The following is a 22,678-nucleotide window of genomic DNA, read 5'->3' as shown; positions in this document are numbered from 1 at the left end:
ACCGGATTTATACCATCAGCCAACGGATTGAAAAAACAGCAATTCGTTTGAGAAGTGAAAACCCGGACGACGGACAACTGACATGACCTACACGGAAAACCTCTGGCTCTTCTTCACCCTTCTGTTCGGCATCATCATCGTGCCGGGTATGGACATGGTCTTCGTCCTGGCGAACTCGCTGACGGGAGGGCGGGCCTCCGGTCTGTCGGCGACGGCCGGCATCATGGCGGGCGGCGTGCTGCACACGCTCTATGCGGCACTCGGCGTCAGCGTCATCCTGCATCTGGTGCCCGGCCTCTTCAACGTGCTGCTCGTCGCGGGTGCTGCCTATATCGCCTGGATCGGCTTTTCCCTGGTCAAAAGCTCGATCACCATCGGCGGCATCGACGGCGCGGACCGGCTGTCGCGCTGGGCGAGTTTTCGCCAGGGCGCGCTGACGAGCCTGATGAACCCGAAGGCCTATCTCTTCATGCTGGCGGTCTATCCCCAGTTCCTCAAGCCGCAGTTCGGGCCGATCTGGTCGCAGGCCCTGGTCATGGCCGCGATGATTGCGGCGACGCAGCTCGCTGTCTATGGCGGCCTTGCCCTTGCCGCCGGCCGCGGCCGGGATTTTCTGGTCGGCAGCCCCGAGACGACCGTGTGGATCGGCCGGGCCGCCGGGGCGGTGCTCGTTCTGGTCGCGGCTTTCACGGTGTGGCAGGGCTGGTCGGCACAGTGAAGCTGTCCCGGTTTCTCTAAAGTATAAACATGAATTTTAAAGTCATGTTATTGGCGGGCCTGTTGAAATCCCGGAATTACGCCGGCCGACGGAAATTCCCTTGTCCTAACAAGCACATCAAAAAAATGTTACTTCCGTCGAATACTCAAGATGACATCATGCGGCCGCATTGGGCATGAAGGCCAGGCAGGCAGATTCGCCGAATAGATTTCATTGACCGGGAGATCCTGATGAAAATACGCGCACTCATGTTGGCTGCCGCTCTTGCGGGCCTGGGTGTTACTGCCGTGACTGCAGCCGACGAGCCGCAGGTGGTTCGCCAGCAGGCGATGAAGAAGGTGGGCGCTGCGACTGGCGCGCTTGCCGGCATCGCCAAGGGCGAGAAGCCCTATGACGCGGAGGTCGTGAAGGCATCGCTGACGACGATCAGCGAGACGATGAAGACCTTCCCGGACCATTTCCCGGCCGGCTCGGAAGCGGGCCACGAGACCGAGGCGAGCCCGAAGATCTGGGAAAACCTGGATGACTTCAAGGCCAAGGCCGCCAAGCTCGGCACCGATGCCGAGGCGGTTCTGGCGCAGCTGCCGGCTGACCAGGCGGCCGTTGGCGCGGCCCTCGGGGGCATCGGCAAGGACTGCGGCAGCTGTCATGAGAGCTACCGCCTGAAGAAGAATTGACCGGCGGCAACGTCCTATCCGGCTGAAAGAGGAGGCACGCGACGTCCCGCCGCGTGCCTTCACTCGTATTGAGCACACTGTTTGCGGCAGGGCATGAGGGGAGACTATGGGTCGTCGGGCGAGAAAGCTGATATCGGGTCTTGTGGTGCTGGGCGTCGTCGGCGGTGCCGCCTTCTGGTGGCTGACGAAGCCGGCACCCTGGAGCGCCTCCCATTGGGAGGGCCTCGGAGAACCGGATCTTGCCAAGGGCGAACAGGTCTTCTGGGCCGGCGGCTGCGTCAGCTGTCATGCCAACAAGGGCGCCGAAGGTGACGCGCGTCTGGTGCTTTCGGGTGGCGCGCCGCTGAAGAGCCCCTTCGGCACCTTCCACGCGCCGAACATCTCTCCGGACGAAACGGCCGGAATCGGCGCCTGGACGCTCGCCGAGTTCGGCAACGCCATGACCCGCGGCGTCGGGCGCAACGGCGAGCATCTCTATCCGTCGTTCCCCTACGGCTCCTATGCGCGCATGGCGGCCAAGGACGTCAACGACCTCTGGGGCTTCATGAAGACGCTGCCGAAGAGCACCGAGGTAGCGCCGCCGCACGAATTGCCATTCCCTTACAACATGCGGATAGCCTTGGGTGGCTGGAAGCTGCTGTTCCTGACCGACAAGCCACGCACCGCGGTGGACGCCAACGACCCGAAGCTCGCCCGCGGGCAATATCTCGTCGAGGGGCTTGGCCACTGCGGCGAATGCCACACGCCGAGAAACGCGCTCGGAGGCTTCGAGCCGGATCAGTGGCTCGCAGGCGCGCCGAACCCGGAAGGCGAGGGCCGTATTCCCGATATCACGCCCGGCTCCAAGAGCATCGGCAGCTGGAGCGCCTCTGATATCGCCTCCTATCTGGAAACCGGCTTCACGCCGGAGTTCGATTCCGTCGGCGGTTCCATGGTGGAAGTGCAGAAGAACATGGCAAAACTGACGCCGGCCGACCGTGAGGCGATCGCCGCCTACCTGAAGGCGGTACCGGCGCTCTAACGCTTGATCTTCGTAGCAAGGCGCGCTCAACTCGGCTTCATAACGAGGAGGAGACTGGATGCGCCCACACGAAACCGCGCCCTACGACCAGTGGATCGAACGCAGCCCCGAGGAGATGGTGGCCCGCGCTGCGGACTTCTATGAAGAGGTCAACCGCCGCCGCACCACGCGTTACTTCAGCGATCGTCCGGTGCCGCGTGAGGTCATCGAAACCTGTCTGAAGGCGGCGGGCACGGCGCCGAGCGGCGCCAACCATCAGCCCTGGCATTTCACCGTGATCGAGAGCCCCCGGATCAAGGCCGAGGTGCGCCACGCGGCGGAAGAGGAGGAGCGTATCTTCTATCGGGACAAGGCGCCGCAGGAGTGGCTCGACGCGCTGGCGCCGCTCGGCACCGACGAAGACAAGCCCTTCCTTGAGACTGCTCCCTACCTGATCGTCGTCTTCTCGCAGAAGCGCGGTGGTCCCAATCCGGGCGATCTGAAAAAGAACTACTACATCAACGAAAGCGTCGGCATTGCTACCGGCATCCTGATCACGGCGCTGCATCATGCGGGCGTTGCGACACTGACCCATACGCCGGCGCCGATGAACTTCCTCAACGAGATTTGTGGTCGGCCGGACAGTGAAAAGCCGTTCCTGATTCTGGTGGCCGGCTATCCAGCCCCGGATGCGACCGTGCCGGTGGCCGGCAAGGTGAAGAAGCCGCTCGATCAGATCTCGAACTGGCTCTAGGCCTGTTGCCAAAAGTGGAGAGGCCGCTTTCTGCACCGAAATGGAAGGCGCTTACCCGATGCTGCCGCTGTCGTCGGGCCGATGCTCCCGCCCGTAGAGTGCAAGAAATCCGTCGAGCTCCGGTGAGCCGAGACCGAGGCCATGCAGGATCTCGCCGGAAAAGCTGATCGGCGCGGTGCCGGCGGCGGTGACCACGTGGCCGCTGCGCATCGCCTGCGGCTGATCGCGATAGTGCGAAGCACCATGATAGCCGGTCAGCGCCGCAAGGCTTTCGGCGCTGTTGCCGGTGTGGTCGACGCGGTCGAGAAGGCCGCATGTCGCAAGGGCATGGACGCCGCCGCAAATGGCTGCGACCACCCGCTTGTTGCGATCGAAGGCACGGATCGTCGAGGAGAGATCGGGCGCCTCGTTCGTGTCCCAGATTGCGCCGCCGCAGATCACCAGCCCGTCGAAGCCGGCCGGGTCGAGGGCATCGACGGAGAGATGCGCCGAGACGTCGAGGCCGCCCATCGAGGTGACACGCGCGCCGTCGACGGTGGCAACCTCGATATCGACGCCGAGATGGGTGCGCGCCGCCGCCATCAACAGCGCACATTCCCAATCGGCGAAGCCTTCGCACAGGACGATTGCAAGACGCATCGGCAGCTCCTTAGCCCAGCTTCTGCATATAGCGCATGCCGGTCACCGGGCGAGGGACGAAGCGTTCGGATTCGTAGAAATGGTGTGCCTGGAAGTTGCCCGTGGCGGCGCTGACCGAAAGGAAGTCGCAGCCGGCCATCTTCGCCTGCTCACGCGCCTTGGCGACCAGGTGGCGGCCAATGCCGGTGCCGCGGCTTTCCGGGCGAACGAAGAGGTGATGCAGCTCCATGCCGCGTGCGCCTTCGGCGGCCCGGTAGATCGGCACGAGGATCGCGTAGCCGATCAGCCGGTTGCCGGCCTCGGCGACGAGCGCCGTAATCCACGGCGTACGGCCGAAAAGGTCACGCTCCAGCTGTTCGGGCGTGATCGGGGCGGCGTCGCCGTGATGGGCCGAAAGTTCGGTGATCATGTCGCGCAGTTCCGGCAGGTCGCGCTGCTTGGCGCAACGGATCGTCACCATCGGCGGGCGCGTCGCCGGTGTCGCATGAAGGGTGGGGATGGCGGTCTGTAGCATGTCTGGGCTCCTCGGGTTTTCTCGCCATCAGGAGCCGGAAAAACAAAAGCCGCCTGATGGCGGCCTTGTTGAATATGATCAGCAGGCCGCTCCTATCGGAACAGCCAAAAATACACGCGGCAAATGGGTGCGTTCTTGATCATGGGCGCTAGATTGTTTGTTTTCGTGATTTTGTCAACGGGGATTTTTCAAGGCGACTAATTAAGCTGCCGCCTCAGTGCTCGCTCTCGCACATGGAATGGTCGGCGAGCGCCCGGATCACATAGCAGTCGCCGACGGTGTGATTGCCGTCGCAGGCGACGATGCGTTCCAGTTCCTGCTCCAGCTTCCTCAATCGCGCGATCTTCTCGCGCACCGTTGCCAGGTGCTCGCTGGCGATGCGGTCGGCTTCGCCGCAAGGTCGCTCCGGATGCTGGCTGAGGGCGAGCAGGTCCTTGATCGAATCGATCGACAAGCCGAGGTCGCGTGCATGGCGGATAAAGGCCAGTCGCTCAAGTTCGCCTTTCTCGTACCGCCGCTGATTGCCTTCGGAGCGCTCGGGCGCTGCGATCAGTCCCATCTGCTCGTAGTAGCGGATCGTCGGGATTTTGACGCCGGTGCGCCGGGAGAGATCGCCGATGGAATACATGCTCGCCTCAAACCTATAGCTTCTGGAGCAATAGATAGTTGGGCGCGACCAAGTGTCAATGGTTGGGAAGGGGAGGGGCCGGTCTCGGCCCCTCTGAATGCTGGACGCTGCGAGGGCGGCTTGTCCTAGCCGCGGTCGTTTTCGAGGAACGAGAGCAGGGCTTCGTCGAAGAGATCGCTTTCTTCCAGCTGCGGCGTATGCCCGCTCTGTTCGAAGAGCCGCACCGTCAGGTCCGTGAAGTCCGCCCGGTACTCGTCCCAGCTGAAGGCCGGGGCGACGAGATAGTCCGAGCGGCCGAGCGCAAGCAGGACCGGCGCTGCCAGCCTGTTCAAACCCTTGCGGATATCGATATCGCGAAAGACCTCGCCCCAGAGATGGTCGAATACCGCGTTGTTGACAGTGACATCTCGCCAAAGAGGCGTTGCGTCGAAGTCCGGCTGATGCCAGCTCTTCGCGCCGAGCCGGATCAGCAGGGCTTTGAAACGTTCCTCAGGCCGCGCCGTGATGTCGTCGCCAAGCTTGGCCATCTCCCGTGCGAAGATCGCTTTTCGGGCCGGCGACACTGTTTCTTCCCAGATCCGGTCGGCGAGCGCCATATGACGAGCCGAATGGCTCGGACCGGTGCCGACCATGATCGCGTGGCTGACGCGCTCCGGGTGCCGCTTGGCATATTCGAGGGCCATATAGCCATGGCCGGAGTGTCCGAGAATGGCGAAGCGTTCGAGCCCCAGATGCGCCCGCATTCGCTCGATATCATCGAGCACCGTCTCGAAGCCGATGTCGCCAACGGCATAGTTGGTCCGCGCCGGTGCGAAGCCGCGGTGGTCGATGAAGATCAGCCGCAACTTCTCGCGAAGCGCTTGGGAGAAGGTGCGGGGGTAGTAGGCGGCGCTGCCGATGACGAGCAGCGGCGTGCCACTGCCTTCGATCCTATAGCCGAGGTCGAAGGGGCCGGCGCCAAGGCTGCCGGCTTCGGAAACAAATCCGTCTTTGGTGGTCATGAGGATGATCCTAGCGATGGCCGGTGAACGGTCATGTCCGTGTCAGGACGTTCAGGCGGCCGAAAAACAGCCATGCCAAAAACCGCCGAAGGGCGGCTGTGGCGTCGGTCGTTTTCTGCCGGCGAACGTCGCTAACGGATCAGGCGCATGGATCTTGGTCCTCTTTGGAGGATCGCTGGATATCATCGATTGTCCGACCGAGACAAGCCGATCGGCGCAAACCGCCCTCTCAGGGGATGTCGTCGCCGCCGTTGGCGAGATCGGCGGTCGCCACGTCGCGCTGCTGCTCGACACCCATCGCGCGCTCGACAGCCTTGCGGATCTCTTCCTCGGCGGCCTGCCGCTGCTCGGGGGGCATCTCCTTGAGATCCGCTTCGGTCAGGCCCATCGCCTTGAGGACCTGTTCGCGGATTTTCTCAACCAGGCTCTTCTTCGCTTCCTTCAGAAACTCGTCGCTGACCGAACCGTCCGAGGCCGCAGGGCCTTCTTTGGCGGAAATCGAAGCCGTGCTCTCGCCGTCGCGCGCCGCCGTCATCCACAGCGCGTTGGAAAGGGCGTTCGAGGTCGAAGGCGGCGCGATCGTCGGGGCCTGGCGCGGGCGCGCATCACCGCCGCTCTCCTCGATCGGCGCGATAGTGCCCGCCTGCTGGCGGCGCTGGGAGAAGTAGTAGTTCGAAATGCTGTTGTCGATCTTCATGGGAATCCCCCGGAATCTGTCGTCCGGGGGAAGCTGCTGTCGCGGGCTTGCGCGGAGCTTACTTTTGCAACCTTCTAGCGAGAATTAGGGATGCTTCGCGCGCGTCAAGGCAGAGTGTAGGCGATGATGTAGTCACCGGGCCTGGTGCCGACCGAGCCGTGGCCGCCGGCAACGATCAGCACGTATTGCTTGTCGCCGACCGCATAGCTCATCGGCGTCGACTGGCCGCCGGCGGGAAGGCGCGCCTCCCAGAGCTGGCGTCCGGTCGTGAGGTCATAGGCGCGCAGATAATCGTCGACAGCGGCACCCAGGAAGGCGACGCCCCCCTTGGTGATCATCGGCCCGCCGATGCCCGGTACGCCGACCTTGAACGGCAGCGGCAACGGCGTCATGTCCTCGACTGTGCCGTTCTTGTGCTTGTAGGCGATCTTGCCGGTCCTGAGATCGGCTCCAGCGACGTAACCCCACGGCGGCGCCTGGCAGGGAATGCCGAGCGGTCCAAGGAAGGGGCCCATGAAGACGCCATAGGGCGCTCCATCGTTGCGATTGAGCCCTTGCTCCGACCCCTTCTCGTCCTGGCCCTTCGGCGGCACCTGGTCGCGGGGCACGAGACGCGAGGTGAAGGCGAGATAGGTCGGCATGCCGAACATCACCTGCCGCTCCGGATCGATCGCGACGGAACCCCAGTTGAAGGTGCCGAAGTTGCCGGGATAGACGAGCGTGCCCTCGATCGACGGCGGCGTGTAGCGTCCCTCATATTTCAGCGAGCGGAACGCGATGCGGCAGGCAAGCTGGTCGAACAGCGTGACGCCCCACATGTCTTTTTCCTGCAGCGGTGCAGGCATGAAGGTGAGGCCGGAGACCGGCTGGGTCGGGGCGGTGAAGTCCTCGGGGATCGCGCCACCCGGCGCCTGCACCTCCTCGACCGGGATGATCGGTTCGCCGCTCCTGCGGTCGAGCACGTAGATGTCGCCCTGTTTCGTCGGTCCGACCAAAGCTGGCACGACGGTGCCGTCCTCCTTGGTGATGTCAAGCAGCGCCGGCTGCGCCGGCACGTCCATGTCCCAGAGGTCGTGATGTACGCTCTGGCGAACCCAGCGCACCGCGCCTGAATTGATGTCGAGCGCGACGATCGAGGAGGAATATTTCTCGACGTGTTCGCTGCGGCCCATGCCGAGCTGGTCGGGCACCTGGTTGCCCATGGGGATGTAGACGAGGCCGAGACCCTCGTCATAGCTGAAGACCGACCAGCTGTTCGGCGAGTTGGTGGTGTAGGTCTGGCCTTCGGGGAGCGGTGCCGTCACATCAGGGTTGCCGCTGTCCCAGTTCCAGATCAGAGCACCGGTGTTGATGTCGAACGCGCGGATGACGCCGGACTGTTCCTGGGTGGAATAGTTGTCGTTGACCGCACCGCCGATGATCAGCTTGCCGGCGACGGCAACCGGCGGCGACGTCGAATAATAGTAACCGGCCGGGTTGTATTTCATGCCCGTTTCGAGATGCAGGACGCCATTGTCGGCAAAGCTGGTGCAGACGGACCCCGTCGCCGCATCGAGCGCGATCAACCGCGCGTCGGAGGTCGGAAGGTACACCCGTTCGGTGCAGGGGCTGCCCGGGGCTGCAGCCGGGTCGGCCCAATAGGTAACGCCGCGGCAGGTCTGGTGCTGGCGGTCCGGGTTCATGCCCGAGTTGCTGTCATATTTCCATTTCTCTTCGCCGGTTGCCGCATCGAGCGCGATCGCCCAGTTGTGCGGTGTGCAGGCATAGAGCGTGTCTTTGATCTTGAGCGGCGTCACCTGATAGGTCGTCTCGCCCACGTCGTCGGGTCTCTTGATGTCGCCGGTCTGATATTGCCAGGCAACCCTCAGCCCCCCGACATTCTCAGGCGTGATCTGATCGAGCGGCGAATAGCGCTGGCCGAAGGCGGTGCGCCCGTACTGGTGCCATTCGCCCGGCGGTACCGAGCCGCCGAGCGGTGGATTTTCAGCGACGACATCGCTCGGCAGATCGCCGCGTATGTCGTGCGGGTCCTGCATGATCGCGTAGCCCGCGACACCGACCGATACCAGCACCGCAAATGCCAGCGGCCAGCCACTCACGGCATAACGCTCGCCCGTCGGGCTTTCGAAGCCGAGCGGTCGGCGCACGGCCGGCAACAGCAGCCACAGCCCCAGAAGGACGATGACGCCGCCACGCGGGCCAAGCTGCCACCACTCGAACCCGACCTCAGACACCGCCCAGCCGAGCGAGCCCAGGATCATGAACGCATAGAGCCAGATCGCCGCCGATTTCCGCATGAACAGCAGCACCGCCGTCAGCAGGAAGCCGATGCCGATTGCGAGGTAATAGGGGCTGCCGCCAAGCATCAGCAGCTTGGCGCCGCCGCCGCCAAGCGCGAGGCCGATGATTGCAAAGACGATGGCCGTCAGAACGAGCATGATGGGAACTCCCGCATCGAAGAACGGTGCAGTGGCACGGTTCTTTCCATTGCGGCGGTCCGTCGCCGGGACCGCGTGAGACAGGTGGCTTCGAAGCGGCGGTCGCAAGCCTGTCGCGGCCGCCCGGTCAGGGAAGGCGCAGAGCGCCTGTCCTGTTAGCACCTAACGCGCCGTCTCTGCCTTTCAATAGCCACATTCCGCAACGCGGAAATATTCGCAGGCCCGCAATAAAGTTGCGGTCAAGGCGACCGAACGTGGACGACCGGTGCGTTTAAGCGCCGCTGGCGGCGCGTTGGCTGAGGGCAGCCAGGTGCCCGTCCCCGCGTAAAAACAGCGGCATAGAACGATTTGATGAATCGGCCTGGCAGCAGAAGCGCAAGGCCGCGGAAATACGGCTCACCGGAATGCCGCATTCCCGAGACGGCTATGTGCCGCAGAAGGTGCGCTGGACTTCCTCTCCCGGGCTCGGCGGAGCCTGGTAGCGGGCAAACTGCGGCTGGTCGGTATAGGGGTTGGCGGTAACTTCGATCAGGGCCTCAAAGAGCGAGAAGTCCGCATCCTCGGTCGCGGCCGCGATCGCCTCTTCGATCCGGTGGTTACGCGGAATAAAGGCCGGGTTGACCGCCATCATGGCGGTCGCGCGTTCATCCGCCGTCGCCTTCTCGCGGCTGAGACGCTGACGCCACTCTTGCAGCCACGGCCCGATTGCCCCGGTAGAGGCAAAGGTCGAGGCGAGTGCCGCATCGGCGGCCGGGTCGCGGGCGCTGTCGCACAGCCGCCGGAAGGTGAGGGTGAAATCCGCTTCCCCCTGATGCATGGCCGTCAGCAGCGCCTGCAACAGGTCGAGATCTCCCTTTTCGCTCATGGCCAATCCGATCTTGCGCCGCATGCCATCCAGCCAGTGGCGCTGGAAGATCGCGCCGTACTCGCCGAGCGCATCATTGGCCAGTTCCACCGCAGTATCCTGGTTGTCGTCGAAGAGCGGCACCAGGGTTTCTGCCAGGCGCGCCAGGTTCCATTGCCCGATCGCCGGCTGGCTCGCATAGGCATAACGACCGATCTGATCGATCGAGGAAAACACCTTCTTGGGATCATAGGCATCGAGGAAGGCGCAAGGGCCGAAGTCGATCGTCTCGCCCGAGATCGTCATGTTGTCGGTGTTCATCACACCATGGATGAAGCCGACATGCAGCCAGCGCGCAATCAGCTCCGCCTGGCGCGCGGTTACCGCCTTGTAGAAGGCAAGATAGGGCCGTTCAGCGTCCCTGACCTCAGGGTAGTGGCGATCGATCGCGTAGTCGGCAAGCACCTTCACCGACTCCATATCGCCGCGCGCCGCGAAAAATTGGAACGTGCCGACGCGCATATGGCTTGCCGCGACCCGCGTGACGATGGCACCCGGCAGGATCTGTTCGCGATAGACCGGTTGCCCGGTGACGACGGCGGCAAGCGCCCGTGTCGTCGGAATGCCGAGCGCGTACATCGCCTCGCTGACGATGTACTCGCGCAAGACTGGACCGAGTGCCGCGCGCCCGTCGCCGCGCCGTGAGAAGGGGGTCTGGCCCGGTCCTTTGAGCTGGATGTCGCGCCGCTTCCCGTTGCGGTCGATCACCTCGCCAAGGAGGATCGCCCGGCCATCGCCGAGTTGCGGCACGAAGGTGCCGAACTGGTGGCCGGCATAAGCCATGGCAAGCGGATCGGCACCGGCGGGAAGGCGGTTGCCCGAAAAGATCTCGGCGCCCTCGCGTTCGAGCGTCGCCACGTCGAGACCGAGCTCCTCGGCCAATGGCTTGTTGAGCTTGATCAGCCAGGGCTCCGCCACCGGAGTGGGCGCGACGCGCGCGAAGAACTGCTGCGGCAGGCGCGCGTAGCTGTTGTCGAAGGCAAAGGCTTCGGCATTTCCGGTCGGCGAGGGGGGAACGTAATTCATGACAGGGCGGTCAACGGCCTTTGCCGGGATGTCCGGCTGCCGTCCTTTCCGTTCAAGTCTACACAAACACTGTGGCTTTCGCGAGGGTGTCGACGAGAAGGCGCCCTCCCGCAATTGCTTGCGAGAGGGCCGGGAGGGCGAGGCCCCGCGCCTCAGGCGCTAAGCGCCGTCGGTGGAAGGCAGGCCTCGCAGATTGCCGCGATGTGGCGATGGTCGGTGCCGCAGCAACCGCCAAGAATGCGCAATCGTGGCAAATGCGTCGTCAGTGTTCGATAACGCTGGCCGAGGTCGAGGGGATCCCAGGCATCCAGGATTTCGCTGTTGTCGAGCTCGGCATGGCTCATCCTGGAAGCGTTGGCTCGGATACCGGCAATGCGCTGCGCCCAGGCGCTCCCTGTATCGAGGCTGGTCTCGAAATGATCGGGGTGGGCACAGTTGATCATGTAGTAGTGCGGATAGCCGCCGGTCGCCGCATCAACGGTCTCGATCGCGGCCTGAAGGGTTCGGCCGTCTGGGAGCCGGCCGTCGGTTTCCACCGTGAAGGCAATCGAGCAGGGCATGCCATGGCTCTGGGCGGCCCGGGCAATGCCGGTCGCCTCGTCGATGCTGGTCAGCGTATAGGCGCCGACGATATCGGCGTCACTGGCGGCAAAGGCGGAGATCTGTGGTCCGTGATAATCCTCGGCCTCATCCGCGCTCATGCGGCCCAGGCGATAGCCGTCGCCGCGCGGCCCGATGGCGCCGCTAAGCACGATCGGCGCTTGCGGACGTTCGTACTCGGCGCGCAGTTCCGCCAGCATGTAGATGGCGTTCTGGTTGACCTCGGCCAGGGCCGCGGCGTCATAGCCGAGCTTCACGCCCCAATCGGCGCTGGCGCGCCAGGTGGGTGTGTCGAGCACGAAGCCGGTGCCGTGCTGCTGTGCAATTGCGAGATATCGCTTGTAGTAGTCGAGCAAGCGCCGGCGCCCGTCCGCCGTCGAAATGAGCACGAAGGCGGCAAAATGCGGGAGGGAGATGCCCTCATGAAAGATCAGCGTCGTTTCGATGCCACCGTCACTCAGGAACAGTCCACCCTTCAAGAGCGGCAGGCTGCGTCTGTATTTGGCCATATCGGTCTCCACCGGTTCAGTCTTGGCTGAAGGGCCCGCGGATGCCTCCAACACCGCAGAACCAAGTAAATTTCTGCCTTATGATCATCTTCTAAACTAGACGACTTGCGGTATACTATTGCTAATATACTAAATTAGTGTCGAAAAATCAGTGACTTACTGGCTTGCAGCCGCCGCTGCGCTAGGAGCTGGCCGCCGAGTAATTGCTGGAAACCGTACCAATGGTAGGGAGCAGCTAATGCGAAAGGGTGAGGAAACGCGCGCCAGAATCCTCGACGTCGCCGAGGCGGCGGTGCTTGCCAAGGGTTTCGGCGCGACTTCGATCGACGAGCTGATCGCCGAGACCGGCATCACCAAGAGCGGATTCTTCTACCATTTCCGCGACAAGAACGAACTCGCGCGGGCTCTGCTCGAGCGCTACATCGAGAACGACGAGCGCATCTACGACGAGATCTTCGGCCGCGCCCATCAATTGTCAGACGACCCGCTGCAGGCTTTTCTTCTGGGACTGAAGATGCTGTCGGAAATTCTCGCTGACCTGCCGAACGGCCATCCCGGCTGCCTGGTCGCGGTCATGTGCACGCAGGAGCGTGCTTTCGATCGCGAGATCCAGGAGATCAACCGGCAGGCGGCGCTGATGTGGCGTCGGCGTTTCGGCACGATGTTCGAGGCGATCATGCAAGTCTACCGGCCACGCGAGCCGCTCGACGTCGACCAGCTGGCCGATATGGTTTCGACCGTGCTTGAAGGCGGCATCATCCTGTCGAAGGCGCTGAAGCAGCCTGAAAGCCTGCCGCAGCAGCTGCTCGTGCTCCGATCCTTCGTCCGGCTGCTGTTCCAGCCGGCAGCCTGAGCAATTCCAGGAAAAGTGTGGCGCGGTTTTCCGTCCGGAATGGCGCCTTGCGGTGCGTCAACCTTCCATCTCAAGCGCCAAGGCAGCAAGCTTGCGCACCGTGTTGAGGTTGCGCGCGGTGCCTGGCTTGGCGGCCGGCAGCTTGAACTTCGAACGGCCGGAGCCGTTCGGGAAGTGGATATAGATCTCAGCTCCGGCAACCTGGGCTTCTTCGCCATCGGGTGCCACGAGTTTGTCGAGCGCGTCTGATGGTGCCGGCTCGCGCAGGAAAACGACAAGCAGCAGATTGGGCTTGGCGTCCGGGAAGGGGGCCTGATCGGAGATCGCCTGCAATTGCGCGCCGGTCCTGATCATCACGCCTGGCGCCTTACCGAGCTTTTCCTGAAGTGCGCTGTCCAGCATTGCCGCCGCGTCTGCCGCCGGCAGATCGGAGCGGAACAGCACGTTGCCGCTCTGGATGTAGGTCTTGACGTCGGCAAAGCCGAGCCCCTCGCAGATCGCCTTGAGGTCGGCCATTGGAAGCGATCCCGTACCACCGACATTGACGGCTCGCAGCAGGGCGACGTGGACGGGCATGGCGGGACCTTTCACATCAGGTGGCAATGGGATGAGAAAAACGCAAACAGGTTTCCTCATCCCGATCCGTTTACATCTTGCCGGCGACCTTGATGGCAAAGGCGTATTCGAAGGCGATCTCCTCGAGCCGCTGGAAGCGACCCGAAGCGCCGCCATGGCCGGCGTCCATGTTCGTCTTCAACAGGATCGGCGCGCTGCCCGTCGTCTTCTCGCGCAGCCGCGCGACCCACTTCGCCGGCTCCCAATAGGTGACGCGCGGATCGGTGAGACCGCCGAGTGCCAGGATCGCGGGATAGGACTTCGCCTCGACATTGTCGTAGGGCGAGTAGCCGGCGATGATGTCGTAGAACTCGCGGCTCTCGATCGGGTTGCCCCATTCCGGCCATTCCGGCGGGGTCAGGGGCAGGGTGTCGTCGAGCATGGTGTTGAGCACGTCGACGAAGGGTACGGCCGCGATAACGCCGGTGAACTTCTCCGGCGCCATATTGGCGATCGCGCCCATGAGCATGCCGCCGGCGGAGCCGCCTTCTGCGACGATCTTCGCGTAGGACGTGAACTTCTGTTGATTCAGATAGTCAGCGGCCGCTATGAAATCCTTGAAGGTATTGGTCTTCTTGGCCATCTTGCCGTCTTCGTACCAGGCAAAGCCGCGATCCTTGCCGCCGCGGATATGGGCGATGGCATAGACGAAGCCGCGATCGGCCAGCGACAGGCAATTGGTGTTGAAGCCGGCCGGAATGGTGATGCCATAGGCGCCATAGCCATAGAGCAGGCAGGGCGCCGAACCGTCGAGCGGCGTGTCCTTGCGGTAAAGCAGCGTCACCGGCACTTCGGTGCCATCCCAGGACGGCGCGAAGACGCGGCGGGTGACATAGTCGTCCGGGTTGTGGCCCGAAGGCACTTCCTGGGTTTTCAAGAGCGTGCGCGCGCGCGTCGCCATGTCGTAGTCGAAGAGCTGCGACGGCGTGGTCATCGACGAGTAGGAGAAGCGGATGACGTCGGTGTCGTATTCGGCAGCACCGGAAAGGCCGAGCGAATAGGCCTCTTCGGCAAAGGCGATCGCGTGCTCTTCGCCGGTCTTGCGGTCGCGGATGACGATCTCCGGCAGGCCTTCGCGGCGCTGCAGCCAGACGAGGTGGCGGGCATAGGCCATGTGGCTGAGGATCAGTGTGCCGGGCTTATGCGGCACCACCTCGCGCCAATTCTCCTTGCCCGGTGCCGTGACCGGCGCTTCGACGATCTTGAAGTCCTTGGCGCCGTCGGCATTGGTGAGGATGTAGAAGACGTCGCCGCCTTCGGTCATCGCGTATTCGAGCCCGGTGACGCGCTCGGCGACGAGCTTCGGCTCAGCCGTCAGATCCTTTGTCGAGAGCAGTCGGTATTCGCTCGTCTCGTGATCGTGGATGTCGATGTAGATGAAATCGTCGAGCAGCGAGCCGCCGACCGACATGAAGAAGCCGGGATCCGTCTCCTCGAAGACCAGCCGGTCGTCGGTCTGGGCGGTGCCGAGGATATGGTGGAAGATCTTCGACGGGCGGTGGTTGTCGTCGAGCACTGTGTAGAAGAAGCTCTTGCCATCGGGCGCCCAGGCGCCGCCGCCGCCGGTGTTCTCGATCACGTCTGCCAGGTCTTCGCCCGTTGCGAGGTCGCGCACCCGAAGCGTGAAATACTCCGAACCCTTGTCGTCATAGCCCCAGATGCCGAGGCTATGGTCGGTCGAATGGTCGAGCCCGCCAAGGCGGAAATAGGCCTTGCCTTCGGCTTCCTTGTCGCCGTCGAGCAGCAATTGCCGGATCGCCTCGTCCTTGTGGTCGCCGTCACGGGGAATGCGGAAGTAACGCGGCTGCTCGCCGCCGGTGACATAGGCATGGCCGTAGGCGAAGGGACCGTCCTTGACCGGGATCGAGCTGTCGTCCTCCTTGATCCGGCCGCGCATCTCGGCAAACAGCGTCTTCTGAAGAGCCTTGGTGTCATCCATCGCCGCGTTCATGTAGGCGTTTTCGGCCTCCAGATGCTTGCGGATATCAGGATCGAGGATCGAGGGATCCTTGAACATCGCCTGCCAATTGTCCGCGCGCAGCCAGGCATAGTCGTCGGTGCGGGTAATGCCGTGGCGCGTGTCGCTGACCGGCTTCTTTGCGGCGACGGGAGCTTTGGGGAGGTTGCTGAATACGGACAAGATACGTCTCCGGGATCAATGCGGCGGGAGACAATGAGATAGAGACCCTGTCGAAAGCGATCAAGCGCAATCGAGCTACGCGCGGATCACCGCGGCATCGGGTGGGCTGCTGCCCCTTCCATCGTGGTGGGTAGGGGCAGCGTGTTGCTACGATTTTTCGCCGACCTTTCGCCGGTACGCATCAACCGGCAATCCACCGACGCCCCAGTCTTCGAGCGCCACTTCGTCGATGACAACGAAGGTGGTGGCCGGATCCTTGTTGAGCACGGTGTGAAGCAGATCGGTGACGCCCTTGATCAGGGTTGCTTTCTGCTCGGGGGTTGCACCCTCGCGGGTTATCTTGATGTTTACGTAGGGCACAAGCTTCTCCTATTGCGCGGATGCGATGTCGTAATGGAAGACCTTGGCGATGATCTGCCAGCGGCCGTCAAGAAAGACCAGGGACAAAAAGTCGGTGAAGGCCTTCTCGCCGATGGCGCATTGCACCTTGGCAAATGCGGTTACGGGGCCTGCGAACTCAATGGAAAGAATACGGTCGATGCGCGCTTCGTCTCGGCTTTCGGGCGAGGGACGTTTTTCGACGATCGGAAAGTACCTGTTCATGTCGAGTTCGAGCAGGGTTCCGTCCGTTGCGGTGGCATAGAGCGCCTTCGGGTGGAAGACTTGCCTGAGAATGTCGGTGTCGCTGCGATAGAGCCCGTCGAAGTAGCGTTGCAGGACGTGGACGATGGCTGCGAACTGCGGATCCTTCGGTGACGCGCTCATGCCGCGACCAGGCCTTCCGCCTGCATTGCGCTGCGCACGGCAGGACGTGTGCCGATCCGTTGCATGTAGGCTGCGAGATGCGGCCATTGCGTGAGCGCGATCCCGGTGCCGCTGCTCCAGTTGACGACCGTGAAGAGATAGGCGTCGGCGACGGAGAAGACCTCCCCGAGCAGGTAAGGGCGCCCGTCCGCGAGCAGGCTTTCGACATGGGTCAAGCGTTTCGCCACCTGCAGCGTGGCTGCCTCCTTTGCATCGGGGGATGCGGTCGGGTCGAACAGCGGCGAGAAGGCCTTGTGCAGTTCCGATGAGATGAAGTTCAACTGTTCCTGAAGGCGGGTGCGCGCCAGCGTGCCGTTTTCAGGCGCAAGTTTCGCCGCCGGAAAGCGATCGGCGATGTACTGCACCACAGCAGCACCTTCGGTAACGACCTCGCCGCTTTCCAGCACCAGCGCCGGTACGTAGCCCTTGGGGTTGACCGCCTTGTAATCCGCACCGGTCTCGGTGCGATGAGTCTTGGTATCGACCCGGACGATCTCGAAATCGGCACCGGCCTCGTGCAGGCTGATATGGGGGGAAAGCGAACAGGCGCCGGGGGCGTAATAGAGCTTCATCATCTGGTTCCTTCTGAAATGATTGTCCGTTTGTCGAGGACGGCGGAACCTAAGCGGAAGCGGTAACCTTTGTATATCAGATAACCTTATGTTACCTCCCTTTCCGGTTTCCCCGCGGTAACTGGAAAGTTTTGCCCATGAGCTTGAAAATTCGGAAAAATCGGGCCGCGGCCTTGCCGCCGAACTGCCCGGTCGGCGAGTGCATGGTGCTACTCGGCGGCGCATGGACGCCGAACATCCTCTGGTCCTTGAGCGCCGGGCCGCGCCGCTTCAGCGAACTGAGGATCGACGTGCCCGGTATTTCGGCAAAGGTGCTGAGCACTCGGTTGAAGGAACTTGAGGAGAAGGGTGCTGTCGAGCGGCGGATCATGCCGACGTCGCCGCCTTCCGTGGAATACAGCCTCAGTGAGCTCGGCGCGGAGTTCATCCCGGCCATCCATGCCATCGTCGAGGTCGGCTATCGGCTGAAGCAGCGGCGAGGCGTCGAGGTCGTGCGCAAGGAAACGGCTGCCGCTCCGGTCCCGGTCACTACCAGCGCCCCTTCAGGCTCTGCACCGCATGCTCGATGAACGCGCGCACCTTCGGCGTTTGCGCCTGGCGGTCGGCAAAGCAGGCATAGAAATCGAAGGGCTCGTGGTCGGTGCTGGCCAATCCCTCCTGCGGCAGTTCGCCGAACAGCGGCACCACCAGCCCGCGTTCGATCAGCGGCGCTGCGATGAAGGCGCCGAGCCGGGTGATGCCGGCGCCGGCGATCGCCATCTCGGCGAGCGTGTCGATATCGTTGCTGACGATCGTCGCCTTCAGTTCCGGCTCGAAGCGCAGGCCGTCGCGGGTAAACGCCCAGCGAAAGATCCGGCCATGCCCCGCATAGCGGTAGACCAGGCAATCGTGGTGCACGAGATCTTCCGGTTGCTGCGGGCGGCCGCGTCGCTCCAGATAGGAGGGGGCTGCACAGATGATCATCGGCACGGAGGCAAGCTTGCGGGCAATCAGCCCCTGTTCGAGCTGCAGACCGAAGCGCACGCTGATGTCGATGCCTTCGCCGATATGATCGATCTCGCGGTCGGTGACGACGAGCTCGATCGAGACATCCGGATACCGGGCGGCGAAGGAGGGAACGAGCGGCGCCACCACATGGCGGCCAAAGGCGACGGATGAGGCGATCTTGAGCGGCCCGCGCGGCTCGGTGCTGAGTGCCGAAACGGCGGCGGCTGCAAGCTCCAGCTCGTGTACGACGCCGCGCACCCTCTCGTAGTAAATCCGCCCGCTCTCGGTCAGGCCCAACTGGCGCGTGGTGCGGCTGAGCAGCCGGCTGCCGAGCGTTCGCTCCAGGCGGGCGATGTTCTGGCTCGCGGAAGCGGGTGTAATCCCGAGCTTTCGTGCCGCCGCGGCGATGCTGCCTTCCTCGACGCTCCTGACGAAACTCTCGACGCCGCGCAAAGTGTCCATAATCCAAACCATCGAATAGAAACATCCATTCGATGGTTTTGCCTGTTTCTGAACAAGGCTGCAATGGCCTACCTGGCTGCGACGCGATCCGTATAGTGCGGCCAGAAACGAGGGGGTGGTCCCCTCGATCAAACCAGGAGACTTCTGATGGAAGACACCCTATCGGCGCCGCGGCTCGCGCGCAGCCGCAAGCTACCGCCGCGTGCGGCCCCCGTTGCCTTCGCCTTCTTCATGTCGGCGATCATGGCGTTCCTGATGTGCTGCGTCATCGTCGGCGTCAACACCGGCATCGACGCCGGCTACCCGGCCCGCGTGCTCGGTTCCTACGCGCTCGCCATGCCCGTCGCCTTCGTCTGCGTGCTCATGGTCCGCCCCGTGGTCGCGCGGCTGGTCGGCGTCGTCTGCCGCCTGCCGGGCTGACAAGACCCCGTCCCGGAAAACCGGGGCGGGCGGCATGCCCACGTCGTCATGGGATAAGGGGCGCTCTCGTCGTGAATCCATTCAGTTGCAATTCAGCCGAGGGGTCGCATTCTGTTTTCTGCCGCAACGACTGGCGGTCTGATCAAGGGGCAATGGAGATGGGCATGTTGAACAAGCTGGTGCAGGCGGCCATTCTGGCCGGGTCGCTCTCCACCGCACTTCCCGCTACCGCAAGCACGTTCGCCGCCTGGGAAGTGTCCGGGGTCGACTGGAACGACGTACTCAACGCGCGCGCCTGGCCATCCTCCTCCTCGGCGATCCGCGCCGGCTATCCCAACGGCACGAAACTGCAGATGACCGGCCGCTGCATGAACGGTGTCGATCTCAAGCGCATCGCCCGCTGGTCGGCTTCGGCCCAGCGCCAGGCCGTGCGGGCCACCTGGTGCCAGATTTGGCACGATCCGCAGCGCAGTGGAAACTGGCAGGAGGGCTGGGTTTACGGCAAGTTCATCCGGCCGGCGCGCTTCTGACACGTTTGGGCGGTGACGATAAAGCGTCGGCGTGGCTGGCAAACAACAGCCCTGGTCGCATACTCCCGTATAAAGCACAGCGTTGCTTTGTTTTATCGGGAGCAGAGGTATCGTGAACAATACCTATGGCAGACTTGCCTCTCATGTTTATAATTTAGACAAATATATTGGTAAGTCTTTCGGCGACATCGAGTATTATCGGCAGAGGCTCGAGGGCTATCGTGGGCCGATCCTCGAACCAGCCGTCGGCAACGGCCGAGCGCTGATCCCGTTGCTGGAGGCCGGTTTCGATGTCTGCGGGTTTGATGCCTCGCAGGACATGCTCGACTATTGTCTCGCCCAATGCGCCGGCCGCGACTTGGCGCCGGCCCTGTCTCGCCAGACCTTCGAGACCTTCACCTATGCAAAGCGCTTCGATGCGATTGTCGTGCCCGCCGGTTCGTTGCAGCTGATCGCCGACCATGCAGCGGCATCAGCCGTGCTGAAGCGCTTTTACGATCACCTGGCGCCGGGTGGTCGATTGATCTTCGATCTTTACCCGGGCGACATGGTCGCCGACCTGCAGCCGAATATCCGCAGCTGGCAAACGGAGGCGGGCGACGTTTTGACCCTGACCAGCCAGCGGGTGAAGACCGACATCCTCGGCCAGACGACCGTTTCGCACCTGCGCTACGACCTCTGGCAAGAGGGACGGCTGGCGTCGAGCGAGCTCGAATTCTTCACCATGCGCTGGTGGGGCGTTCAGGAAATGGCACTGACGCTGCAGGCAGCCGGTTTCGCCGATATCGTCGTTTCCGGCGATTATGCCTTCGGTAGAGTTCCACGAGATGGTGACCACGTGGTCACCTTCGAATGCCGACGCCCGGTATAGATCGCGCGGCGAAGCAAACCGGACAAAAGAGCCACGCCCGGTCGCCCGGGCGTGGCTTCGGTTATCAGCGGCAACGGGCCGCGGCGTTGCCCTGATCGAGCTTCACGCCGTTGACGGTCAGCACCGAACCCGGCGACTGGGTAATCGTCCCGGCCGACCAGCCGTTGTCGAGCAGGCAATCCTTCGGCGTGTTGCTCACGCTGACATTGCCGACGATGTCTTCGGTCGGGCCCGAGAAGTAGAGGCCCGCCTTGCCGGCTTTGTCGACGGTCATGTTCTTCAGCACGACGTCGCGCACCGGTCCTCCAAGGAACTCGAACTCGTTGCCGTAGATGAAGGCGCCATAGGTGCCGGCATTCGTTACCTTGACGTCCTCGAGCGAAATCCCGGAGACGGGATTGAAGAAGATGCCGGCGTTGCGGGTACCGTCGACGGTCAGTCCCTTGACGTTGACGTTGGTGGTCGTCGCATCGAGGTTCGGGCTCGAGACCAGCATCAGACCGTTGATGCCGCCAAAGAGCCGCATGTTGTTGATCGCGACGTTGGAGGTGCCCTGCAGCACAACGAGATCCATGTCCCGGTCCTGCTTGGCATTGTCGACCGTTACACGGTTGAGCCTGACATCCTTGCCGGCGACGAGCAGCACGCCTTCGCGGCGGGAGTTGCTGATCGTCACGTTGTCGAGCGTGACGTTCTGCGTGCCGGTGACCAGTTCGTAGTCTGTCCGTCCGACCTTCCTGAACTCGCCGCCGGCAAAGACCCCATAGGTGACCTTGTCGATGACAGTGTCGCGCACCGTCACGTTTCGGCTGCCGACGGAGCTGACGGCGGCATAGGGCGCCTTGTTGGGGTTGTAGATCGAGAATTCGCAGGTCGTGTTGTTCTCGCAAATGTAGAGGTCGTGGATGCGGCTGTCCTGAACCAGTGCGCCATTAACGCGCGTGAAGCGAATGCCGTCGTGGTTGGTGGCGGCAATGTCGACCTTGTCGACGGTGACATCTGCGGCGTTCGTGGCCGAAATGCCGGCTAGGCCGCCGCGGACCGAAAGCGACGAGATGGTGCTGCCCGACGCCATGGCAATCACGTCCTGGGCCGGGTTGTAGCCGGTGATCGTGGTGGCCGCACCCTGATTGACGAAGGTTGCGGTCGCGCCGCTGCGCGCGCCGCTAACGGCAATTGCGCCGCCGCCGCCAAGGAGTGTCTGGCCGTTGCCGAGCGCGAGTGTGCGGTCGAGACCGAGGTTGCCGTCCGCGAGGATCAGCGCGTCGGCGCCGGCAGCCCCGATCAGGGCGTTGATGTCGGAGGCATTGCCGGAAGCCGAGGAAACGGTCACCACCCGGCCGGCGTTACGGCCGGTGCCGGCAAGCTGCGCGGCCTCGACATCGCCGGTGGCGCCCGCATGGGTGCGGATGCGGGTGGCGCGCTCGACACGCTGGGTCATCGGATCGAAGGCGTCGGCGGTCGAGCCGGTCGCGCCGAACGGGATGCGCAGCCGTGCCATGACGGCGCCCTTCAGCTTGTCCTCGTTGTCATAGGTGCCGGTCACGCCGAGCGAGACGGTCGATCCCTCGGAAAGGCCCGGCAAGTCGGCAAAGGTCAGTTCCGCACGCAGCTTGGCGCCGAACATGTCGCCGAGGTTGCGGCCGCCATACCAGTAGCTGCCGCCGAAAACCTTCAGCTGAACGTTGGAGTCTTCCGCAAAGACAGGCAGGCGCCCGCCGATTTCGGCGTCGATGCCGCGTCGCGCCCGTTCCTTGCCTTCCTGGAGGACGAGCACGTGGTCGCGCACATAGGCGGCATTGAAGGCGCTCAGCGTCTTGGCGCCGGTCAAAGGCAGATAGAAGTTGCTGCGCATTTCGAGGTCACCGCTGAGCGCCTCGAAGCCGAAGGACAGCTGGCTGAAGGCGTTGCCGTGGTCGCTCTTCAGATAGTCGTAGTAGCCGTAGCCGCCGATGACCCATTGGTCGTTGGCACGGAACCGATAGCCCACGCCGACGGAGCCCTGGCGGACGGAATCGTTGGCAATGGCCCCGCGTGTATCGATGAAAATCGCATCGCCCGAATCGAGCACGAAGGGGAGGAAAAAGCCGCCGCCGGCAGCTGACCCGCCGCTGAAGAAGCCGCCTTCGATTTCCGCCTGCGGACGAAAATCCACCGCCAGCGCGGGGCTCGAAAGAAGGGTGCTGCTCGCCAGGGCAGCCGCAAGAAAATTCTTATTTTTCATATTATTAACTCCGCATGAATGCGACCTTGGGCGAGGCCGATTGGGCATGCGGTTAAAATATGTGAGTATAATACTCAAGTTTATTGATCGGTTGT

Annotated in this window: 24 protein-coding genes; 9 read left to right on the top strand and 15 right to left on the bottom strand. The window is 63.2% G+C overall.

All coding sequences use genetic code 11. The annotated features are described in order from the left end of the window. Positions 1–82: 82 nt before the first annotated feature. The 4 genes from BLU15_RS06470 (at position 83) to BLU15_RS06455 (ending at position 3,149) form a co-directional block, all read left to right on the top strand. Complete coding sequence (locus tag BLU15_RS06470) at positions 83–718, top strand: LysE family translocator (RefSeq protein WP_060604012.1); 636 nt, start codon at positions 83–85, stop codon at positions 716–718. A gap of 230 nt (positions 719–948) precedes the next feature. Then, the gene (locus BLU15_RS06465) at positions 949–1,395 is read left to right on the top strand and encodes a c-type cytochrome (RefSeq protein ID WP_034789273.1); all 447 of its coding nucleotides are present in this window, start codon (positions 949–951) and stop codon (positions 1,393–1,395) included. Between the two features lie 106 nt (positions 1,396–1,501). Next, positions 1,502–2,416: a c-type cytochrome gene (locus tag BLU15_RS06460; protein ID WP_060584274.1), complete on the top strand. Its 915-nt coding sequence runs from the start codon at positions 1,502–1,504 to the stop codon at positions 2,414–2,416. Positions 2,417–2,474: 58 nt separating this feature from the next. Further along, positions 2,475–3,149 (top strand): nitroreductase family protein, encoded by a 675-nt coding sequence (locus BLU15_RS06455; protein WP_034789276.1) that lies wholly within the window; start codon positions 2,475–2,477, stop codon positions 3,147–3,149. A gap of 51 nt (positions 3,150–3,200) precedes the next feature. Here the strand turns inward: BLU15_RS06455 and BLU15_RS06450 are convergent, their stop codons facing one another. From BLU15_RS06450 to BLU15_RS06415, 8 genes are all read right to left on the bottom strand, one after another. Further along, positions 3,201–3,788 carry a DJ-1/PfpI family protein gene (locus BLU15_RS06450; protein WP_034789277.1) on the bottom strand — a complete coding sequence of 196 codons (588 nt, stop codon included), beginning with the start codon at positions 3,786–3,788 and terminating at the stop codon, positions 3,201–3,203. 10 nt (positions 3,789–3,798) lie between these two features. Then, entirely contained in the window at positions 3,799–4,302 is a 504-nt protein-coding gene (locus tag BLU15_RS06445; protein ID WP_060584276.1) for a GNAT family N-acetyltransferase, read from the bottom strand. Between the two features lie 214 nt (positions 4,303–4,516). After that, entirely contained in the window at positions 4,517–4,930 is a 414-nt protein-coding gene (locus tag BLU15_RS06440; RefSeq protein WP_034789279.1) for a MerR family transcriptional regulator, read from the bottom strand. A 125-nt stretch (positions 4,931–5,055) separates the two neighbouring features. Then, positions 5,056–5,931 carry an alpha/beta fold hydrolase gene (locus tag BLU15_RS06435; protein ID WP_090294700.1) on the bottom strand — a complete coding sequence of 292 codons (876 nt, stop codon included), beginning with the start codon at positions 5,929–5,931 and terminating at the stop codon, positions 5,056–5,058. A gap of 229 nt (positions 5,932–6,160) precedes the next feature. Beyond that, positions 6,161–6,628, bottom strand: coding sequence for a hypothetical protein (locus BLU15_RS06430; protein ID WP_089043858.1), 468 nt, complete (start codon positions 6,626–6,628; stop codon positions 6,161–6,163). A 104-nt stretch (positions 6,629–6,732) separates the two neighbouring features. Next, complete coding sequence (locus BLU15_RS06425) at positions 6,733–9,066, bottom strand: glucose/quinate/shikimate family membrane-bound PQQ-dependent dehydrogenase (RefSeq protein ID WP_210336561.1); 2,334 nt, start codon at positions 9,064–9,066, stop codon at positions 6,733–6,735. A gap of 424 nt (positions 9,067–9,490) precedes the next feature. Beyond that, complete coding sequence (locus tag BLU15_RS06420; protein WP_090294698.1) at positions 9,491–10,996, bottom strand: protein adenylyltransferase SelO; 1,506 nt, start codon at positions 10,994–10,996, stop codon at positions 9,491–9,493. 152 nt (positions 10,997–11,148) lie between these two features. Continuing rightward, positions 11,149–12,105: a homocysteine S-methyltransferase family protein gene (locus tag BLU15_RS06415; protein WP_176960270.1), complete on the bottom strand. Its 957-nt coding sequence runs from the start codon at positions 12,103–12,105 to the stop codon at positions 11,149–11,151. Positions 12,106–12,343: 238 nt separating this feature from the next. Here BLU15_RS06415 and BLU15_RS06410 point away from each other — a divergent pair, with 238 nt between their 5' ends. Next, entirely contained in the window at positions 12,344–12,958 is a 615-nt protein-coding gene (locus BLU15_RS06410; protein ID WP_034789290.1) for a TetR/AcrR family transcriptional regulator, read from the top strand. Positions 12,959–13,015: 57 nt separating this feature from the next. On the opposite strand, the gene BLU15_RS06405 is transcribed toward BLU15_RS06410, so the two are convergent. From BLU15_RS06405 to gstA, 5 genes are all read right to left on the bottom strand, one after another. Then, positions 13,016–13,534 carry a DUF1697 domain-containing protein gene (locus BLU15_RS06405; RefSeq protein ID WP_090294695.1) on the bottom strand — a complete coding sequence of 173 codons (519 nt, stop codon included), beginning with the start codon at positions 13,532–13,534 and terminating at the stop codon, positions 13,016–13,018. A 70-nt stretch (positions 13,535–13,604) separates the two neighbouring features. Continuing rightward, positions 13,605–15,713, bottom strand: a complete 2,109-nt coding sequence (locus BLU15_RS06400; protein ID WP_034789294.1) for a S9 family peptidase — start codon at positions 15,711–15,713, stop codon at positions 13,605–13,607. A 147-nt stretch (positions 15,714–15,860) separates the two neighbouring features. Continuing rightward, positions 15,861–16,073, bottom strand: coding sequence for a tautomerase family protein (locus BLU15_RS06395; RefSeq protein ID WP_060516229.1), 213 nt, complete (start codon positions 16,071–16,073; stop codon positions 15,861–15,863). 9 nt (positions 16,074–16,082) lie between these two features. Then, positions 16,083–16,478, bottom strand: coding sequence for a nuclear transport factor 2 family protein (locus tag BLU15_RS06390; RefSeq protein ID WP_034789298.1), 396 nt, complete (start codon positions 16,476–16,478; stop codon positions 16,083–16,085). After that, on the bottom strand, positions 16,475–17,089 hold the full coding sequence (gene gstA, locus BLU15_RS06385) for a glutathione transferase GstA (RefSeq protein ID WP_060516537.1): 615 nt from the start codon (positions 17,087–17,089) through the stop codon (positions 16,475–16,477). The genes BLU15_RS06390 and gstA overlap by 4 nt, the downstream gene beginning before the upstream one ends. 137 nt (positions 17,090–17,226) lie before the next feature. Here gstA and BLU15_RS06380 point away from each other — a divergent pair, with 137 nt between their 5' ends. Further along, positions 17,227–17,658 (top strand): winged helix-turn-helix transcriptional regulator, encoded by a 432-nt coding sequence (locus BLU15_RS06380; RefSeq protein ID WP_051659156.1) that lies wholly within the window; start codon positions 17,227–17,229, stop codon positions 17,656–17,658. On the opposite strand, the gene BLU15_RS06375 is transcribed toward BLU15_RS06380, so the two are convergent. After that, the gene (locus tag BLU15_RS06375) at positions 17,618–18,550 is read right to left on the bottom strand and encodes a LysR family transcriptional regulator (protein WP_090294693.1); all 933 of its coding nucleotides are present in this window, start codon (positions 18,548–18,550) and stop codon (positions 17,618–17,620) included. The genes BLU15_RS06380 and BLU15_RS06375 overlap by 41 nt on opposite strands. Before the next feature lie 135 nt (positions 18,551–18,685). On the opposite strand from BLU15_RS06375, the gene BLU15_RS06370 reads away from it, so the two are divergent. From BLU15_RS06370 to BLU15_RS06360, 3 genes are all read left to right on the top strand, one after another. After that, entirely contained in the window at positions 18,686–18,958 is a 273-nt protein-coding gene (locus BLU15_RS06370; RefSeq protein ID WP_060516228.1) for a DUF2798 domain-containing protein, read from the top strand. Positions 18,959–19,122: 164 nt separating this feature from the next. Then, positions 19,123–19,488, top strand: a complete 366-nt coding sequence (locus BLU15_RS06365) for an SH3 domain-containing protein (RefSeq protein WP_090294691.1) — start codon at positions 19,123–19,125, stop codon at positions 19,486–19,488. A 112-nt stretch (positions 19,489–19,600) separates the two neighbouring features. Further along, complete coding sequence (locus BLU15_RS06360; RefSeq protein WP_090294690.1) at positions 19,601–20,359, top strand: class I SAM-dependent methyltransferase; 759 nt, start codon at positions 19,601–19,603, stop codon at positions 20,357–20,359. A gap of 64 nt (positions 20,360–20,423) precedes the next feature. Here the strand turns inward: BLU15_RS06360 and BLU15_RS06355 are convergent, their stop codons facing one another. After that, a complete protein-coding gene (locus BLU15_RS06355; RefSeq protein ID WP_162731932.1) occupies positions 20,424–22,583 on the bottom strand; it encodes an inverse autotransporter beta domain-containing protein in 2,160 nt (719 codons plus the stop codon). Positions 22,584–22,678: the final 95 nt, after the last annotated feature.

Source organism: Ensifer sp. YR511 (genome assembly GCF_900103045.1).
In the GTDB taxonomy this organism is placed as follows: domain Bacteria; phylum Pseudomonadota; class Alphaproteobacteria; order Rhizobiales; family Rhizobiaceae; genus Ensifer; species Ensifer adhaerens.
The sequence above is the reverse complement of the archived record's forward strand: the minus strand, read 5'-3'. Positions and strand labels throughout refer to the sequence as shown.

Excerpts from the sequence above, each read along its gene's own strand:
- BLU15_RS06460 (WP_060584274.1), top strand. The coding sequence starts at position 1,502 with ATGGGTCGTCGGGCGAGAAAGCTGATATCGGGTCTTGTGGTGCTGGGC.
- BLU15_RS06375 (WP_090294693.1), bottom strand. The coding sequence starts at position 18,550 with ATGGTTTGGATTATGGACACTTTGCGCGGCGTCGAGAGTTTCGTCAGG.
- BLU15_RS06420 (WP_090294698.1), bottom strand. The coding sequence starts at position 10,996 with ATGAATTACGTTCCCCCCTCGCCGACCGGAAATGCCGAAGCCTTTGCC.
- BLU15_RS06445 (WP_060584276.1), bottom strand. The coding sequence starts at position 4,302 with ATGCTACAGACCGCCATCCCCACCCTTCATGCGACACCGGCGACGCGC.
- BLU15_RS06450 (WP_034789277.1), bottom strand. The coding sequence starts at position 3,788 with ATGCGTCTTGCAATCGTCCTGTGCGAAGGCTTCGCCGATTGGGAATGT.
- BLU15_RS06365 (WP_090294691.1), top strand. The coding sequence starts at position 19,123 with ATGTTGAACAAGCTGGTGCAGGCGGCCATTCTGGCCGGGTCGCTCTCC.
- BLU15_RS06425 (WP_210336561.1), bottom strand. The coding sequence starts at position 9,066 with ATGCTCGTTCTGACGGCCATCGTCTTTGCAATCATCGGCCTCGCGCTT.
- BLU15_RS06415 (WP_176960270.1), bottom strand. The coding sequence starts at position 12,105 with ATGGCCAAATACAGACGCAGCCTGCCGCTCTTGAAGGGTGGACTGTTC.
- BLU15_RS06410 (WP_034789290.1), top strand. The coding sequence starts at position 12,344 with ATGCGAAAGGGTGAGGAAACGCGCGCCAGAATCCTCGACGTCGCCGAG.
- BLU15_RS06470 (WP_060604012.1), top strand. The coding sequence starts at position 83 with ATGACCTACACGGAAAACCTCTGGCTCTTCTTCACCCTTCTGTTCGGC.
- BLU15_RS06430 (WP_089043858.1), bottom strand. The coding sequence starts at position 6,628 with ATGAAGATCGACAACAGCATTTCGAACTACTACTTCTCCCAGCGCCGC.
- gstA (WP_060516537.1), bottom strand. The coding sequence starts at position 17,089 with ATGAAGCTCTATTACGCCCCCGGCGCCTGTTCGCTTTCCCCCCATATC.
- BLU15_RS06440 (WP_034789279.1), bottom strand. The coding sequence starts at position 4,930 with ATGTATTCCATCGGCGATCTCTCCCGGCGCACCGGCGTCAAAATCCCG.
- BLU15_RS06380 (WP_051659156.1), top strand. The coding sequence starts at position 17,227 with ATGAGCTTGAAAATTCGGAAAAATCGGGCCGCGGCCTTGCCGCCGAAC.
- BLU15_RS06390 (WP_034789298.1), bottom strand. The coding sequence starts at position 16,478 with ATGAGCGCGTCACCGAAGGATCCGCAGTTCGCAGCCATCGTCCACGTC.
- BLU15_RS06465 (WP_034789273.1), top strand. The coding sequence starts at position 949 with ATGAAAATACGCGCACTCATGTTGGCTGCCGCTCTTGCGGGCCTGGGT.
- BLU15_RS06405 (WP_090294695.1), bottom strand. The coding sequence starts at position 13,534 with ATGCCCGTCCACGTCGCCCTGCTGCGAGCCGTCAATGTCGGTGGTACG.
- BLU15_RS06435 (WP_090294700.1), bottom strand. The coding sequence starts at position 5,931 with ATGACCACCAAAGACGGATTTGTTTCCGAAGCCGGCAGCCTTGGCGCC.
- BLU15_RS06355 (WP_162731932.1), bottom strand. The coding sequence starts at position 22,583 with ATGAAAAATAAGAATTTTCTTGCGGCTGCCCTGGCGAGCAGCACCCTT.
- BLU15_RS06370 (WP_060516228.1), top strand. The coding sequence starts at position 18,686 with ATGGAAGACACCCTATCGGCGCCGCGGCTCGCGCGCAGCCGCAAGCTA.
- BLU15_RS06455 (WP_034789276.1), top strand. The coding sequence starts at position 2,475 with ATGCGCCCACACGAAACCGCGCCCTACGACCAGTGGATCGAACGCAGC.